This is a genomic window from Pseudomonas sp. KCJK8993, assembly GCF_046230915.1.
Classification (GTDB): Bacteria; Pseudomonadota; Gammaproteobacteria; order Pseudomonadales; family Pseudomonadaceae; genus Aquipseudomonas; species Aquipseudomonas piscis.
Genome location: NZ_JBJJLO010000138.1, coordinates 1 through 15,504, shown reverse-complemented (window position 1 = coordinate 15,504; position 15,504 = coordinate 1). Strand labels below are relative to the sequence as shown.

Below are 15,504 nucleotides of genomic sequence, written 5' to 3'. Positions count from 1 at the left end.
ATGAAGAAGCTTACAAAAATCGATCAGAGACTAGACCCCATAGATCGCGCATTGATTATTGCCATTCACCAGAACGCCCGGGCATCCATACGTTCGCTCAGTCGACAGGTGGGGTTGTCGGCTCCCGGTTGTAGCGAGCGTCTTAAACGTCTTGAGGCCACAGGTGTTATTAGTGGATTCAACGTAGAGTTGAATGCCCAAGCTCTTGGCTACACGCTACAGGTCCTGGTAAGGGTAAAACCCTTTACCGGAAGCTTTCACTCTGTGGAACAATTGCTAGCAGAAATGGCAGAGTGTGTCGTTTGCTATAAAATTACCGGGGAGGACAGCTTTGTCTGTCATCTTTATATTGATTCTGTCAGCCATCTGGATATTACGCTGCAAAAGATTACACCCCTGGCTGAAACTAATACTTCAATTATAAAATCAATCCACAAGAAGCTCCCCGATTTCTGAGAAGGTTAGGCTGCTAGTACAAGTTGTAAGCTTGTAAGGCAATGGTGAGGTTTGCCCGGTTTGGCTCTGGCACGGGGGGACTAAGGGCAATTGAATTTTTAATTAACTCAAATCAAATGGTTCTTTTTAATGAATAGCTTCGTCAAGCTCCTTGATTTCGAGCTTGCTAGTAATCCTAGTGCCGTATTGGGATGCAAAATTTTATTTGCAGTCTGGAGGTGCCGAGGCGTTAGGGGGAATCAGGGGCGAAGCTCGGCCCGATGGCGAGCCGGCTTCGTAGGGCAGGAGCGGTGCGACGACGGTTCTACTTGCCCGGTTTCTTCAGGCTGACCGGCAGGCCCCAGACCAGGTCCTCCATGCCTTTCTCACCCAGTACCTGGGTCTTCATCGGCTCGATGCGCGCCAGCACCTGGCGGGCCGCCTCGCCCAGGGTCGGCTGCTCTTTGCCGATGAACCTCTTCGTCAACTCCATGGGGGCGGGGCGCATGTAGACCTGGATGTCCCGCAGGGCACACTTGATGTTCTGCGTGTCCACGGCCTTGCAGGTTTTCGGGTCGTAGTGTACGCCCGGAGTCTTCAGGTGGAAGCGGTCGCTGAGCAGGATCTGGCCCGGCTTGATGGTGAAGGCCAGCGGGGCATAGGCGTCGGGTATCTGCGCTTGCAGCTTGATGGATTGGACGTCCTGGATCTTCGTGCCTTCGGTCCAGCCGCCCTGGGAGACCTGCTCGCGCTGGGTGTAGTTCTGTTGTGACCAGCTCACGCATTGGCCGGACGCCATGTGCACGGCACTGCAGACGTTCTGGGAGTAGGTCCTGTCGGCATAGGAGGCATCACGCCAATAGTCTTCCTTGACGAACCGGCGATACAGCACGGCGGACAGGTTCACCGCGCCCAAGGGCGTGGCCCCCGGCTGGCCCTTGGGCGCCTTGATGTCGGCCAGGGTGCTGTCGATCTTGTAGTCGATCCCGCCGGACAACAGGTAGGTCCCCGGCGGGATGATGTTGACCTCGAGGAAGTCCCACAGATAGACCGCCTCCTTGATCTTCTCCAGGTCGTTGTTGGCGAAGGCCTGCATGTAGGCGATGCCGGGCATGTCCTTGTTCTTGAAAATGACCCGGTGCGAATAGCTGGAAAGATCGGTCACGCTCTTGTTGGGCATCAGCGCCGGCACCAGCACCACGGACATGCCTTCGCGGGTGGCCTGGTCGAGCATGTCCAGCAGCTGGTTGGTGGGGTTCTGTTGCGGTGGGCTGGCGGGGCCGCCAATCGAGGCACAGGCTGCCAACAAGCTGGCGGGGGCCAGGATTGCCAAGGGACGCAGGCTTTTTAGAGTTTTCATTGGATGTCCTTATCGGCACTAGGCCATGACGGGGTACTGGGGTTGCGGCGACCGAAGTGAGTGGATGGGCAGCACCGGGAGTTCCAACCTGCCTTCGACTGGGTCACTGTCGAACAGCCTGATCGGCGTTTTCAATAGCATTAAAGCCCCAGGGATGGAAAGCGCACGATGTTCTCCGGAGCCGGCGGCAATTCCTGGCTGGCTTGCCGGAAGCGCTCCAGCAGGAAGTCCAGCAATACCCGCACTCGTGGCACCTGGTAGCGGTTGCGATGGAGCAGGGCGTAGATGCCAGGTTCCGCCACCGCATAGTCGGGCAGCACCACTCTGAGCCGGCCTGCCCGCAAGTCTTCTACCGCATCCCAGATGGTCTTGCGGGTGATGCCGCGGCCAGACAGCGCCCACTGCCGGGCCAGGGCCCCGTCGTTGGTCTCCCAGGCTTGATCCAGTGCGATGCGCAGGGTCTGGCGCTGGCCGGCGACGTTGAAATGGTAGTCGTTGAGCGGGCCCGAGGCCGTGACCAGGATGATGAACCGGTGCTGCGCCAGATCCTCCGGCGTCTGCGGCGTGCCGTATTGCTCCAGGTAGGCCGGGGATGCGCACAGCACCCGCCAGTTCGGCGCCAGCAAGCGGGCGACCAGGGAACTGTCCTGGGGCTGGCCGAAGCGGATGGCGATGTCCATGTCGTCCTCCAGCAGCCTGGACAGCGAGTCCGTCAGGGTCAGTGCCAACTGCAACTGCGGATGGGCCTGGCTGAAGGCCTCCAGCCAGTGGTTGAGCTGGTGGCGTCCGAAGTCGGCCGAGGCGCCAATGCGTACCTTGCCCTGGACCCGGCCCTGGCCTGCCTGCAGGGCCTGCTCGGCATCGGCCAGGGATTCCAGGGCGATCCGGCAGTGCTGCAGGTACAGCCGCCCTTCGTCGGTCAGGCGCAAGGTGCGGGTGGTGCGGTCGAACAGTTTCACGTGCAGCGCCGCTTCCAGCTTGGCCAGGCGCGCGCTGGCCGCCGCCGCGGAGAAGCCCAGCTTGCGCCCGGCCGCGGAAAGGCCGCCCAAGGTAGCGGCTTCGACGAACAAACGTATGTCACCCAGTCGATCGGTCGCCATTGTTCATCCAGGTTTGAAAGTTATTGAATGGTTGGCTCAATTATCAAATATGGATTCAAGTCGCACCATACCGGCTCCCATCGACCTTCATTCCACCCGTGGAGCCCAACCCCATGCGTGCATCTTCGATCGATCCTGCGGCCGCTGTCGCCTCGCAGGCCGGCGACTTCCCTTCAGGCCGCCTGCTGCTGTTGTGCATGGCCAGTTTCCTGGCCGAGGCCAACCTGACCTTTCCCGCCGGCTTGTTGCCGCAATTGGCCGCGGATTTCGGCATCTCCCAGGCCGGGGCAGGGCAGTGGGTGACCTTCTGTTCGCTGGGCGCGGGCCTGGCCGCCATTCCCCTGAGCGCGGCGACCCGCGGCTGCAACCAACGCCGGGTGCTGCTGGCGGTGCTCGCGGTGTTCTGCATCGCCAGCCTGGTCAGTGCAGGGTCCAGCAACCTGTGGCTGACCCTGGCGGTGCGGTTGCTGGTGGGCCTGGCCACCGGCCTGGCCTGGAGCCTGCTGGCCACCTATGCCCGCAGCCTGGTGGCCGTGCCGCAGCAAGGACGGGCCCTGGCACTGGCGATGTTCGGCATCCCCCTGGCGTTGTCCCTGGGAGTACCGCTGGCCAGTTGGGCCAGTGAGCTGCTCGGCTGGCGCGCCGTCTTCGCGGTACTGGGCGGCCTCGACCTGTTGCTGATGCTCGGCATCGCCCGGGGCTTGCCGGATCGCGTCGGCGAGGCCCGGAAGACTCCCGCCAGCTTCCGCCAGGTACTGTCGACCCCTGGGGTCGGCGCGGTACTGGGGGTCGTGACGGGCTGGATCCTGGCCCATTACATCCTCTATACCTACTTGTCGGCGTATCTGCAGAGCCTGGGCATGGCCAGCCAACTGGGCCAGCTGTTGTTCGTGTTCGGCCTGGCGGCCCTGGTGGGCGTCTGGGCGGTCGGTCTGCTGGTGGATCGCTGCCTGCGTGTCCTTGTGCTGCTGAGTCTTTCGGCCTTCTGCCTGGTGGCGCTGTTGTTGGGCAGCGGTGGCTTGTCCCTGCCCATGGTGTACCTGGTGATGGTGATCTGGGGGCTGAGTTTCAGCGGCGCGCCGACCCTATTGCAGACCGCGCTGGCCGATGCCGCCGCGGAACATGCCACCGCCGCCCAGTCGATGCTGGTCACGGTGTTCAACCTGGCCTTTGCCGGGAGCGGGGCGCTGGGCGGGGTTCTCCTGCAAACCACCGGTGTGCGGGTCTTTCCCTGGGTGATCCTGGCCCTGCTGGCGGGCACCCTGGGGCTGGCCTGGTCCAGCCGGCGCCATGCCTTCCGCCCTGGTCGGCGGCGCACGCACTAGCAACAGGGCGGTAGCCCCAATAATCGCCAATTGCCATGAGCAGTGAATTTTTTCGAATCCCTGGCTATCTGATGGCATGGAGCCCCGGCCGGTAGAACACTGGTCATCTCGCTGTCCGCTCGTGCCTGTCACCATCCGGGCCCGGGGCAAAGGTATGCATGAGCACAGTCAGCCATAGGGAAACTGCTATGAAGTCGCGCAAGAAAAGGGTCAAGCCGATCGGCTTGAAGGACATCACCATCGTCGACGACGCCAAGATGCGCAAGGCGATCACCGCCGCCGCGCTGGGCAATGCCATGGAGTGGTTCGACTTTGGTGTCTATGGTTTCGTCGCCTATGCGTTGGGCAAGGTCTTCTTCCCCAATGCCAGCCCCGGCGTGCAGATGATCGCCGCCCTGGCGACCTTTTCCGTGCCTTTCCTGATCCGGCCCCTGGGCGGGTTGTTCTTCGGGGTCCTGGGCGACCGCTACGGGCGGCAGAAAGTCCTGGCGGCGACCATCGTGATCATGTCCCTGAGCACCTTCGCCATCGGCCTGATCCCATCCTATGCCTCGATCGGCATCTGGGCGCCGATCCTGTTGTTGCTGGCCAAGATGGCCCAGGGTTTTTCCGTGGGCGGGGAGTACACCGGCGCTTCGATTTTCGTCGCCGAATACGCCCCGGACCGCAAGCGCGGGTTCCTCGGCAGCTGGCTGGACTTCGGCTCGATCGCCGGCTTCGTCCTTGGCGCGGGCCTGGTGGTGCTGATCTCCACCATCCTCGGTGAAGAAAAATTCCTCGAATGGGGCTGGCGCCTGCCGTTCTTCCTGGCCTTGCCCCTGGGCATCATCGGTCTCTACCTGCGCCATGCCCTGGAGGAGACCCCGGCCTTCCAGCAGCATGTCGACAAGCTCGAGCAAGGTGACCGCGAAGGCCTGGCCTCGGGCCCGGCGGTGTCGTTCAAGGAGGTGGCGACCCAGCATTGGCGCAGCCTGGTGACCTGTGTCGGCGTGGTGGTGGCGACCAACGTCACCTACTACATGCTGCTGACCTACATGCCCAGCTACCTGTCGCACAACCTGCACTACAGTGAAGACCACGGGGTGCTGATCATCATCGCGATCATGGTCGGCATGCTGTTCGTGCAACCGATGATCGGCTTCATGAGCGACAAGATCGGACGCCGGCCCTTCATCATCTTCGGCAGCGTCGGCCTGTTCGTGCTGGCCATCCCGGCCTTCATGCTGATCAACAGCGGGGTGCTGGGGGTGATCTTCGCCGGCCTGCTGATCCTGGCCGTGTTGCTGAACTTCTTCATCGGTGTGATGGCTTCTACGCTGCCGGCGATGTTCCCTACGCGTATCCGCTACAGCGCCCTGGCCAGTGCGTTCAATATCTCGGTGCTGATTGCCGGCCTGACCCCGACGATCGCGGCCTGGCTGGTGGAAACCACCGAGAACCTGTACATGCCCGCCTACTACCTGATGGTGATCGCGGTGATCGGCTTGATCACCGGTATTTCCATGCGCGAGACGGCCAACAAGCCATTGCGTGGCGCGGCTCCGGCGGCGGCCGATATCGAGGAGGCCCGAGAGTTGCTGCAAGAGCACCACGACAACATCGAGCAGAAGATCGAAGACATCGATGCGCAGATCGCCGAGCTCGAGGCCAAGCGCAAGAACCTGGTGCAGCAGCACCCGCGGATCGACTAGGACCTGGGGCCCGGCTCGGCGCCGGGCCCACGACTGGACGTCGTGGCCCAGGGAAGTGGCAGCAGGGTGCTTCAGTCGCGGTCGCGGTGGTCGGCGACGCCGCGCATCCAGTAGCCCTTGCTGCGCACCAGGCGGCGCTGGATCGAGCAGGCGTCGGTGAGGTAGTCGCGGACTTCGTTGATCGCCTGGGCTTCGGCGGCGATCCAGAACTGCCCGACTCCCGAAGGCAGTTGGAGCTTGTCGATGCCTTCGAGCAGCAGGTTGGTGGCGTGCGGATGCTCGTCGCGGAACATCCATTCGTAGTTGACCGTGGCCGGGGTGTCCATGGCCTGCAGCTCGGTCATGCTCGCCGCTTCCAGCACCACCACCGCGCGGTCGCCGGGGGCCAGGCTCTCGAGGATGCTCATCACCGCCGGGGTGCCGGTTTCATCGGCGGCCAGCAGTAACCATTCGGCCTCTTCCTGGGGCTGGAAACCACCACGCAATGCCGAGCAGCCGATCCAGTCGCCGACCCGGGCCTGTTCCGCCCAGCGCCCGGCCGGGCCGTGGCCATGGCGGACGAAATCGATATCGACGCTGGACGCTTGCCGATCATGCCGGCGGATGCTGTAGGCACGGCTGGCGGGGTTGCCGCCATTGGGCAGGAACAGCTTCAGCCATTGGGCCGGCTGGCACTTCAGGTCACCGCCGAACAGCTCGCCCCTGAAGGTGACGCGCCGTACCAGGGGGGTGAGGTCATGGATGGCGGTGACTTCGATGTCGTACTTCATTTTTTTACGCAGGAACATGAATACTCCGGATCTACTTGGCTTTCGCCTTGGGTGAATGAGCCAGCCAGACGATGCTGAGCACGGCGAAGAACAGCCATGCGCTGGCCAGCGAGAAGTCGTTGAGCGCCAACATGTGGGCCTGGCGATCGATGGCCCGGCCCAGCCATTCCAGGGCACCCTCGGGTGACAGGCCGAGGCTGTCGAGGTTGGCCCGGGCCTGGCCGCTCCAGTGATCGAAAGGGCTCATGCGTTCGGCCAGGTCGACCTGGTGGCCGCGGGCCCGGTGGTCCCAGAACGCCGGGCCGAGGGACACGGCGAAGCTGGCGCCGGTCATGCGCAGGGCGTTCTGCAAGCCGAGGGCCGCGGGGATCTTTTCCGGTGGCAGGCGCGACAGCGAAATGGCCACCAGCGGGGTGAACAGGAAAGCCGTGCCGGCGCCCATCAGCACCGAGTTCCAACCGATGAACTGGATGTCCAGGCCGGTCTCGAAGCCCATGCGCCACAACGAGGCGCCGATCCAGCAGATGAAGGCCATGCTCGCCAGCATCCGCGCATCCAGGTGCTGCATCAGCCGCCCGATGAAGGGCGCCAGCACCACCCCGGCGATCCCCAGCGGCGCGGTGGCGATCCCGGCCCAGGTCGCGGTGTAGCCCATCTCCGTCTGCAGCCACAGCGGCACCAGCACCAGCGAGGCGAAGTACAGGGAAAAGCCCAGGGTCACGCACAGGGTGCCGATGGCGTAGTTGCGCTCCTGGAATAGACGCAGGTCGAGAATCGGATGCTGCTCGGTCAGTTCCCAGCTGATCAATGACGCAAAACCCAGCACCGCCACCACCGCCAGTACGCGGATCGGCGTGGAGGCGAACCAGTCCAGGTCCTGGCCCTTGTCGAGGAGGATCTGCAACGAACCGACCGCGATCATCAAGAGCAGCAAGCCGACCACATCCACCGGCAGCTTGCGGGTCGGGTTGTCCCGGCCATGCAGGACCTGGCCGAGGGTCAGCAGGATGAACGCCCCGACCGGCACGTTGATGTAGAAGATCCACGGCCAACTGATGTTGTCGGTCAGGTAGCCACCCAGGATCGGGCCGCACACCGGCCCGAGGAAGGTGGTCATCGACCACACCACCAGCGCCGAGGTGCGTCGTTCAGGCGGGAAGATCGCCACCAGCAGGGCCTGGGACAACGGGGCCAGGGGGCCGCACACCGCTCCCTGGAAGATCCGGAACAGCAGCAGCGAACCAAGGTTCGGCGCCAGGGCGCAGCACACCGAGGCCAGCACGAACAGGGCGACCGCGGTCATGAACAGCTTGACCTGGCCGAAGCGCTGCACCAGCCAGCCGGTCAAGGGCAGGCCGATGGCCAGGGAAATGCTGAACGAAGTCAGCACCCAGGTGCCCTGGTCGGGGGCCACGCCGAGGTTGCCGGAGATGGTCGGCACCGCGACGTTGGCGATGGTGGTGTCGAGCACCATCATGAAGTTGGCCATGCCGATCGCCAGCGCGCCCAGGAACAGCGTGCCGCCGCTCAGTGGTTCGATGGGACGCTTGGCGATCATCGTTCGTTCCTCGATAGGCTGAGTTTCGACGCTTGCAGGTTCTGCGCGATGATCTGCTCGACCAGCGCCTGGCTACCCTGCTCGAGGTTGTCGTAGACCCCGGTGCTGTCTTGCACCTTGGCTTGCGCGGGCTGTTCCCCGGGTTCACCGAGGATCGCCTTGACGGTCATCGACAGGCCGATGCGCAGTGGGTGGCGCAGCACTTCCTCGCGGTCCAGGGCGATACGCACCGGCACCCGCTGCACCACCTTGATCCAGTTGCCGGTGGCGTTCTGCGCCGGGATGGTGGCGAAGGCGGCGCCGCTGCCGGCCTCGATGCCCTGGATGCGTCCGTGGTACATCACTTTCTGGCCATACAGGTCGGCGAACAGTTCCACCGCCTGGCCGACCTTGATCTGCCCCAACTGCGATTCCTTGAAGTTGGCTTCCACCCAGACCTTGTCCAATGGCACCAGCCCCATCAGCACGGTGCCGTGCTCGATGTGCTGGCCCACTTGCACGGCACGCTTGGTGATCAGGCCATCGGCCGGCGCGGGAACCTTGGTCCGGGCCAGGGCCAGGTAGGCCTCGCGCACCCGTTCGGCCGCCGCGCCAACCTGCGGATGATTCTCCACCGTGGTCCCCTGAATCCGTGCCTGCAGGGCCACCAGCTTGGCCTCGGCGGCACGCAATCCGGACTGGGCCACCTGCGCCGCTTCCTCGGCGTGGTGCAGGTCTTCGCCGGAGACCCCGCCCTGGGCGATCACCGCGCGCCGCCGCTGCAGGTCCTGGCTGGCGCGGCTGGCCTCGGCCTGGCGCAACTTGACCTGGGCCGCCAGGTCGTTTTCCTCGGCATACAGGCTGTTGACCGCACGCACGGTCAGGGCCAATTGATGGGTCGCGGCATCCAGGCCCAGGCGGGCGTCGACCGGGTCGATCTCCACCAGGGCGTCGCCGGCCTTTACCGTGTCGGTGTTCTGGATGTGCACCGCCGTAGCGGTGCCACGGGCCTGGGCCGAGACCAGGATCACGTCGCCGCGCACGTAGGCGTTGTCGGTGCTTTCGTAGAGGCGGCCGTAGAGCAGCCACCAGGCACCGGCCGCGATGATCAGGGCCAGGGCCACCAGGGTGATGATCAGGAAGTTCAGGCCACGGCGCGACTTGGCCGGGGTCGGGGTTGGGGAGGCATCAGTCATGGGAGGTCTCTGCAAGTCGGGTGACGTTCTGGTCGGTTTCGGTCCGGCCGCCCAAGGCACGCAACAGGCCGGCATGGTTCTGTCGCGCGGCCGTGTTGAGCTGGACCAGTTGCATGCGGGTATCGAGCACCCGGGTCTGGGCGTCGAGCACATGCAGGAAGTCGGTGAGGCTCTGGCGGTAGCGCAGGTGTTCCAGGTCATAGGCCCGTTCGGCTTCGTCCAGGCCCTGCACGGTCTTCACCCGCTGGGCCTCAAGGGCCTGCAATTGCGAGAGACAGCGGGCGACGTCGGCCAGGGCATCCACCAGCACCTGGTTGTAGTTCGCCACGGCCTCGGCATAGCCGGCCTGTTGGGCCTGGTACTGGCCGCGCAGGCGGCCGGCATCGAAGATCGGCAGGGTCAGCGCCGGGCCGACGCCGTAGGTGCGGCTGTCGTGGTGGAACAAGTTCTGGAAGCTGAAACTCTGGAATCCGGCGAAGGCCAGCAGGTCGATGTTCGGGTAGAACGCCGCGCGTGCCGCGCCAACACGCTGGGCCTGGGCTTCGACGCGCCAGCGCTGGGCGATGACGTCCGGGCGGTTGCCCACCAGCTCGGCTGGCAGCTGCCCGGGCAATACCACGCTGCGTCGCAGGTCCGTGCCGCGGGGCCGCCATTGTTCGCCCCAGCCCGGGCCCTTGCCGGCCAGGGCCGCCAGGCGCAGTTGATAAACGCGGGCAGCGCCCTGCAGCCGGGCCTGCTCGGCCTCGAGCAAAGGGATGGGGCCGCGGGCACGGACCACGTCGACTTGGGTGCCCAATCCGGACTGCAAGCGTCGTTCGCTGATGCGGTGGATGCTGCGCCGCTGCTCCAGGGCCTGGTCGACCACGGTCTGCTGTTCCAGCACGCCGGCCAGGGCGAACCAGGTTTCCACCAGGCTGCCGCTCAGGGCCAGGCGCGCCACCGCGCGGTCGGCCTCGGCGGCCCGCAGGCTATCCACCGCCGCTTCGTTCAACGCGCGGTTCAGACCCCAGAGGTCGAGGTTGTAGCGACCTTGCAGCAAGGCCTGGCCGTCGCTATGCCAAGTGCCGGACTCGCTGGCGCTGGTCTTGTAGTGCTGCGAATCCTGGCTGCGCAGGATCTGGGTCATGGCCGACAGGCCGGGCCGGGTATTGGCCTGGGCGACGTTGGCCTCGGCCTCGGCCCGGCTGATGCGCGCACTGGCGATCGCCAGGCTGGGCGAACTGTCCAGGGCGGCGTCGAGCAGGCGATCCAGGTCCGGGTCCTGGAAGGTTCGCCACCACAGGTCGTGGTCGCTGGCCGGTGTCCGGGGGGTGGCCCGGGTGATGTCCTGGCCGGCCGCGAGGGCGTCGGCGGACAGCCGCTTGGGCAGTTCGGGCGTGTGCCCGGGGCTGATGCAGGCCGGCAGTGTCAGCAACAGGCCCAGCAGGGTTGCCGACTGGAGCAAACGATAAGGAGCCATCACAACGTCCTTGAACGATTAGGTTGTGACGGGATGCTAGAGAGGCCCAAGTGTATTGAAAATTGCAAATAACGGAGTTTAGATTTGCGCAAAATGCAAACGAGACGCCGCGATGAACTTTCCCGACCTCAACCTGCTCTTGACCTTCGACGCGATGCTGCGCGAAGGCAGCGTCACCGGTGCCGCCGAACGCATGAACCTGAGCATCCCGGCCATGAGCCGGCGCTTGGCCAACCTGCGCGAGACCATGGGCGATCCGCTGTTCGTCCTGGCGGGGCGGCGCTTGGTACCCACGCCGCTGGCCCTGGAACTGGCGCCCCAGGTCCATGGCCTGCTGGAAGAGGCGCGCAATGTCCTGGGCAACAAGCAGCAGCTCAACCTGGGCACCATCAAGCGGGTGTTCACCCTGCGCGCCGAGGACGGTTTCACCGGTGCCTGGGCCTTGCGCCTGAGCCAGCGGGTCGCCGAGCAGGCGCCCCATGTCACCCTGCGCTTCATGTCCCAGGGCAACGAGGATGTCGCCGCCCTGCGCGATGGCTTGAGCGATCTGGACATCGGCATCGCCGGGCCGCTGGGCCCCGAGGTATACAAGCAGCGCTTGTACATCGACAGCTTCGTCGGGGTGGTCAACAACCAGCATCCGCTGGCTCGCCTGGCCCACGTCAGCGCCGAGGACCTGGTGGCCTATCCGCACCTGTCCGTCTCGCGTCGGGGGCGAACCCGTGGCCCGCTGGACCTGGAGCTGGAGAAGATCGGCCTGCAACGCAAGGTGCCGTTGGTGGTGCCCGGCTTCCAGGCGGCCATGCAGTTGGCCAGCACCTCGGAGCTGGTGGCGGTGATTCCCCGGCGTTTCGTCGAATGGTCCTTGCCGCTGCTGCCGCTGAGCATCTTCACCCTGCCGGTGGTGACTCCCAGCGGCGAGTTCTCCCAGGCCTGGCACCCACGGGTCAACAACGACCAGGTGCATCGCTGGTTGCGCCAGCAAGTGCAGGAGTGTTCCAGCCGTTGAGCGCACCGTCGAACAGGGATATGGGATGGCCTAGTCCCGCACTCCGTGAGTATGGCTGAGTTCATTTTTACTTATATTTACAACTGTCATTTTTCCTGGCTTTTAAAGTAACGCTCGCGATGGCTTGTGGTTTTAATTGCAATGACCAGATGTTCGAATAAGTTTCGCGACGTTATACCTGCGTTTACCGGATTTTTACCTCGGGCAAGTTATACGGGGGCTTTCGGGCTTTGCCTGAAGTGGCTGGTCGAGCGTCAATACCAATGAATCCAGGGCTTGTGGCTTATCTAATGGATGGGCCATGCCAGGTTTTGATATCAAGTAGATATTGAACTAGCGAGATGGGGATCAGGGCTGATCGTTAGCATACTTCTGGTTGCTCGGTTGCAAGTTACCCGCTGTTGATCGAGACCTCGATGAGTCCGCTGCGTGGAGCATGGGACCTCGAGGCCTAATGAATACAAGTTTCTGCATGGTACAAGGCTGGACCATTCGGATTGTTCGATCCTGGAGTTTGGGCCATGCCTGATTTTTCCCGTAGAACCCTGATCAAGCTGAGCCTGCTGGCGGCATCGCCATGGGTGGCTCCCGTCATCGCCAGGGGCGCGCCAGCCCCCGCTGCCAAGAGCGTCCTGGTGATCGGTGCCGGTATTTCCGGGCTGGCCGCCGCCAGGATGCTGCACGCGGCCGGTCATCGCGTGACGGTGATCGAGGGCCGTGACCGGGTGGGGGGCCGGATATGGACCAATCGCAGCTGGTGGGATGCCCCGGTGGACCTGGGGGCCTCCTGGATCCATGGCGTCGATGGCAACCCGGTCGCCAACCTGGCCCGGCAACTGGGGATCGAAACCCTGGTGTATGACGTGGAAAGACCTGCGTCGAACCTGGTCTACGACGCCGCTGGACGCAAGCTGGGCAGCCAGGAACTGGAGGGGCTCACGCAACTTCAAGAGCAGGCGAACACGCTCCTCGGGGACAAAGTGCAAGGCGCCGCGCCGGAGCGCAACGCCCGGGATGAAATGCTCCAGGTGCTCGCCGGGTTGGCCGGTACGCAGGCCGAGAAGGCCACGGTCATGGAGCTGTTCAGTCGCGAACTGGAGGACGGGCTCGCCGCCGACCCACAGGACATCGCTGCCTGGGGGCTGCAGGAAGGCAGTGGCTTCGATGGCCATGAAGTGATTTTTCCCAAGGGCTACGGACAACTGGTGGACCGGCTGGCCGAGGGCCTGGAGATTCGCTTCAACCATCGGGTCACCGGCATCCGGCATGACCCATCGGGCGTGCGCGTGGCTACCAGCCATGGCGAGCTGGCGGGGGATATCGCGATCGTCACCTTGCCCCTGGGAGTGCTCAAGGAAGGCGGGGTCACGTTTTCGCCGGCACTGCCCGTGGCCAAGCGCGGTGCCATCGAGCGCCTGGGCATGGGGGTCTACAACAAGGCGGTGTTCCTGTTTCCGGAGGTGTTCTGGGGCCAGGCCGCGATCATCAGCCAGTTGAATACCGACAAGGGGCTGTGGGCCAACTGGTACCCCTTGAACCACTACGCCAAGCAACCCGTGCTCTGCGCCCTGCATGGCGGCACCCCGGCCCGGTTGCTCGAAGGCATGTCGAACCAGCAGATCCAGGAAGACGCCATGGCCCACCTGCGCCAGATGTTCGGTTCCTCGATCCCGCTGCCGAGCGATATGCACATCACTCGCTGGCATGCGGATCCCTTTGCCCGCGGCAGTTATTCCTTTCCCCAGGTCGGGGCGCGGCCGTCCGACCGCGAGGATCTTGCAGCTCCGGTCGGCAACACCTTGCTGTTCGCCGGGGAAGCGACCCATCCGGACTACAGCGCGACGGTCCATGGCGCGCTGCTATCGGGCTGGCGCGAGGCGCGCCGGGTGCTGGGCGAGCCGGTCTGAACCTGCGCGCCCCTTAGAGCCGCTCGCCGATTCGCTCGCGCAAGGCTTGGGCCAGTTGCCCTGCCTGGGCCTGCTTGTCGGACCAATCGTCCACCCGTTGCCCCAGGTAGGCACTGCGCGCGTACTCCAGGGTGCCGGCCAGTTGTGCCGGAAGCTGCGCGATGGCCCAGGTCGCGGCCTGGTCCTTGCCAAGGAAGTCCCCGGCCTGGGCGGTGCGCCACATCCTGGCCAGGGTCAGCAAGACGTTGCGCTCATCTCCGTGCAGCCCCTGTAGCAACGCCGGCAGTGCCCGGGCCATGGCCTGGCGGACCTGCTCCGGGGATGTGTCCGGCAGCATCCGTGCAGCGTTCGTCCCCAGCAGCGCAACGGCCTGGAGCCGGGCCTGGGCCAGCAGCAGGCGGTATTCCGGATCGGCATGGGGCATGGGCAACTTGCCGTTCTCGAAGTCCGTTCGTAGCCATTCTCCATAGACCAGCTCGGCCCGTGGCGCACAATCCGGTTCGTCCAGGTCGGCCTGGCGAAAGACCAGCAGTTCGAGGCAACGCGGCCCACCGGCGATGGCCGGGTGCCGTGCCGAAAGGCGCAGCAGTCCGGCGGTCAGGGCCTTGCGTTGCTGCTGGTCCAGGCCCTGTTCGACCGTCGCCAGCAGATCGATGTCGCTCTGTGGCCGCAGGCCCCCGGTGACGGCCGAGCCGTGCAGGTACAGCGCCAGCAGGTTGGGGCCGAGCACTTGCCTGAGGAGTGCCAGCGCAGCTTGTAGCTGCGGATCGTTTTCCCAGTGGTGGTGCATGTTCAGTGCGTTCCTTGGCTGTCCGCTGCAGGTGCCTCGGCGGCCTGGGCCTTGAGAAAAGCCAGGCAGGTGGCGACCGCCGGGGTGCGTGGCCCGTGGCTGGTTTCGAACAGCACGATGTCACGCTGGATCCTCGGCTTGACGATGGGCAGCCAGGTCAGCTCGTCGGACAGCAGGCCCTCTGCGGTCAGGCGCGGCACGATGCCGACACAGAATCCGGCGCGGATCAGGCTGTACAGGGTTTCGGTGAAAGAGACCCGGTACGTCGCCTTGACGATGACTTCCTGGGCCTTGGGCGAACCCAGCGCCAGGTCGGCGACGCTGCCCAACAGGAAATGCGCCACTGGCCGGTTATCGAGCTGGGCCCAGCTTACGGTGGGGGCGGCACACAGTGGGTCGTCCTTGCGTACCACCGCCACCAGTTCGTCGACCAGCAAGCGATGCATGGGCAATGCGGCCGTCGCGTCGCCGGCACCGATGCCGAAATCCACCTTGGCGCTGCGCACGTCATTGATCAGCGCCCGGGTGGGCAAGTCGATGAAGTCGAAACGCAGATCGGCATGCTGTCGTTGCAGCTCCTGGAGCTTGGGCAGGATCCGGTGGGCCACCGACGGCACCAGGCCGATGCGGATCGTCTGCTGGCGTTCCTGGCTGATGTGGACCATGTCGGCCACGGCGTTGCCCGCGGTGTTCAGCAGGTGCTCGGCGATGGGCAGGATCGCCGCGCCGATCTCCGACAGGGTGACCTGGTGGCCCTTGCGGATGAACAGCTGGGCGCCGATCAGGCGTTCGGTTTCCCTGATCGAGGTGCTCAGGGCGGAGGCGGTCAGGGCCAGTTCCTCGGCCGCCAGGCGAAAATGCAGGACTCGGCTGAGGGTGGCGAAGTAGTGCAGGTGGCGCAGCGACAGGGCAGCGAGCGGGCGCT

13 protein-coding genes are annotated in these 15,504 nt (G+C 64.6%); 5 read left to right on the top strand and 8 right to left on the bottom strand.

The annotated features are described in order from the left end of the window. Positions 1–456 (top strand): Lrp/AsnC family transcriptional regulator (locus ACK6AU_RS28420; protein ID WP_409302861.1); only part of this gene is annotated, 456 nt, incomplete at its 5' end. 304 nt (positions 457–760) lie between these two features. On the opposite strand, the gene ACK6AU_RS28415 is transcribed toward ACK6AU_RS28420, so the two are convergent. Then, the gene (locus ACK6AU_RS28415; protein ID WP_185700480.1) at positions 761–1,795 is read right to left on the bottom strand and encodes a hypothetical protein; all 1,035 of its coding nucleotides are present in this window, start codon (positions 1,793–1,795) and stop codon (positions 761–763) included. A gap of 140 nt (positions 1,796–1,935) precedes the next feature. After that, positions 1,936–2,895, bottom strand: coding sequence for a LysR substrate-binding domain-containing protein (locus ACK6AU_RS28410; RefSeq protein WP_409302859.1), 960 nt, complete (start codon positions 2,893–2,895; stop codon positions 1,936–1,938). Between the two features lie 113 nt (positions 2,896–3,008). Here ACK6AU_RS28410 and ACK6AU_RS28405 point away from each other — a divergent pair, with 113 nt between their 5' ends. Beyond that, positions 3,009–4,220 carry an MFS transporter gene (locus ACK6AU_RS28405; RefSeq protein ID WP_185700482.1) on the top strand — a complete coding sequence of 404 codons (1,212 nt, stop codon included), beginning with the start codon at positions 3,009–3,011 and terminating at the stop codon, positions 4,218–4,220. Between the two features lie 188 nt (positions 4,221–4,408). Continuing rightward, positions 4,409–5,911, top strand: a complete 1,503-nt coding sequence (gene proP, locus ACK6AU_RS28400; protein ID WP_185700483.1) for a glycine betaine/L-proline transporter ProP — start codon at positions 4,409–4,411, stop codon at positions 5,909–5,911. Positions 5,912–5,982: 71 nt separating this feature from the next. Here proP and ACK6AU_RS28395 read toward each other — a convergent pair whose 3' ends face one another. Genes ACK6AU_RS28395 through ACK6AU_RS28380 form a run of 4 tightly spaced genes read right to left on the bottom strand, consistent with a single transcriptional unit; the run spans position 5,983 to position 10,873 of the window. Next, on the bottom strand, positions 5,983–6,699 hold the full coding sequence (locus ACK6AU_RS28395; protein WP_409302856.1) for a siderophore-interacting protein: 717 nt from the start codon (positions 6,697–6,699) through the stop codon (positions 5,983–5,985). Between the two features lie 13 nt (positions 6,700–6,712). Then, entirely contained in the window at positions 6,713–8,239 is a 1,527-nt protein-coding gene (locus ACK6AU_RS28390; protein ID WP_409302854.1) for a DHA2 family efflux MFS transporter permease subunit, read from the bottom strand. Continuing rightward, complete coding sequence (locus tag ACK6AU_RS28385) at positions 8,236–9,414, bottom strand: HlyD family efflux transporter periplasmic adaptor subunit (RefSeq protein WP_409302852.1); 1,179 nt, start codon at positions 9,412–9,414, stop codon at positions 8,236–8,238. Before ACK6AU_RS28385 ends, ACK6AU_RS28390 begins: the two co-directional genes overlap by 4 nt. Beyond that, positions 9,407–10,873 carry an efflux transporter outer membrane subunit gene (locus ACK6AU_RS28380; protein ID WP_409302850.1) on the bottom strand — a complete coding sequence of 489 codons (1,467 nt, stop codon included), beginning with the start codon at positions 10,871–10,873 and terminating at the stop codon, positions 9,407–9,409. The genes ACK6AU_RS28385 and ACK6AU_RS28380 overlap by 8 nt, the downstream gene beginning before the upstream one ends. A 112-nt stretch (positions 10,874–10,985) precedes the next feature. Between ACK6AU_RS28380 and ACK6AU_RS28375 the strand changes: the two genes are divergently transcribed. Further along, a complete protein-coding gene (locus ACK6AU_RS28375; RefSeq protein WP_409302848.1) occupies positions 10,986–11,882 on the top strand; it encodes a LysR family transcriptional regulator in 897 nt (298 codons plus the stop codon). Between the two features lie 521 nt (positions 11,883–12,403). Beyond that, on the top strand, positions 12,404–13,789 hold the full coding sequence (locus ACK6AU_RS28370) for an NAD(P)/FAD-dependent oxidoreductase (RefSeq protein WP_185700489.1): 1,386 nt from the start codon (positions 12,404–12,406) through the stop codon (positions 13,787–13,789). Between the two features lie 13 nt (positions 13,790–13,802). On the opposite strand, the gene ACK6AU_RS28365 is transcribed toward ACK6AU_RS28370, so the two are convergent. Next, positions 13,803–14,579, bottom strand: a complete 777-nt coding sequence (locus tag ACK6AU_RS28365; RefSeq protein WP_409302846.1) for an aminoglycoside adenylyltransferase family protein — start codon at positions 14,577–14,579, stop codon at positions 13,803–13,805. Positions 14,580–14,581: 2 nt separating this feature from the next. Then, a partial coding sequence (locus ACK6AU_RS28360; RefSeq protein WP_409302844.1) for a LysR family transcriptional regulator occupies positions 14,582–15,504 on the bottom strand: 923 nt, incomplete at its 5' end.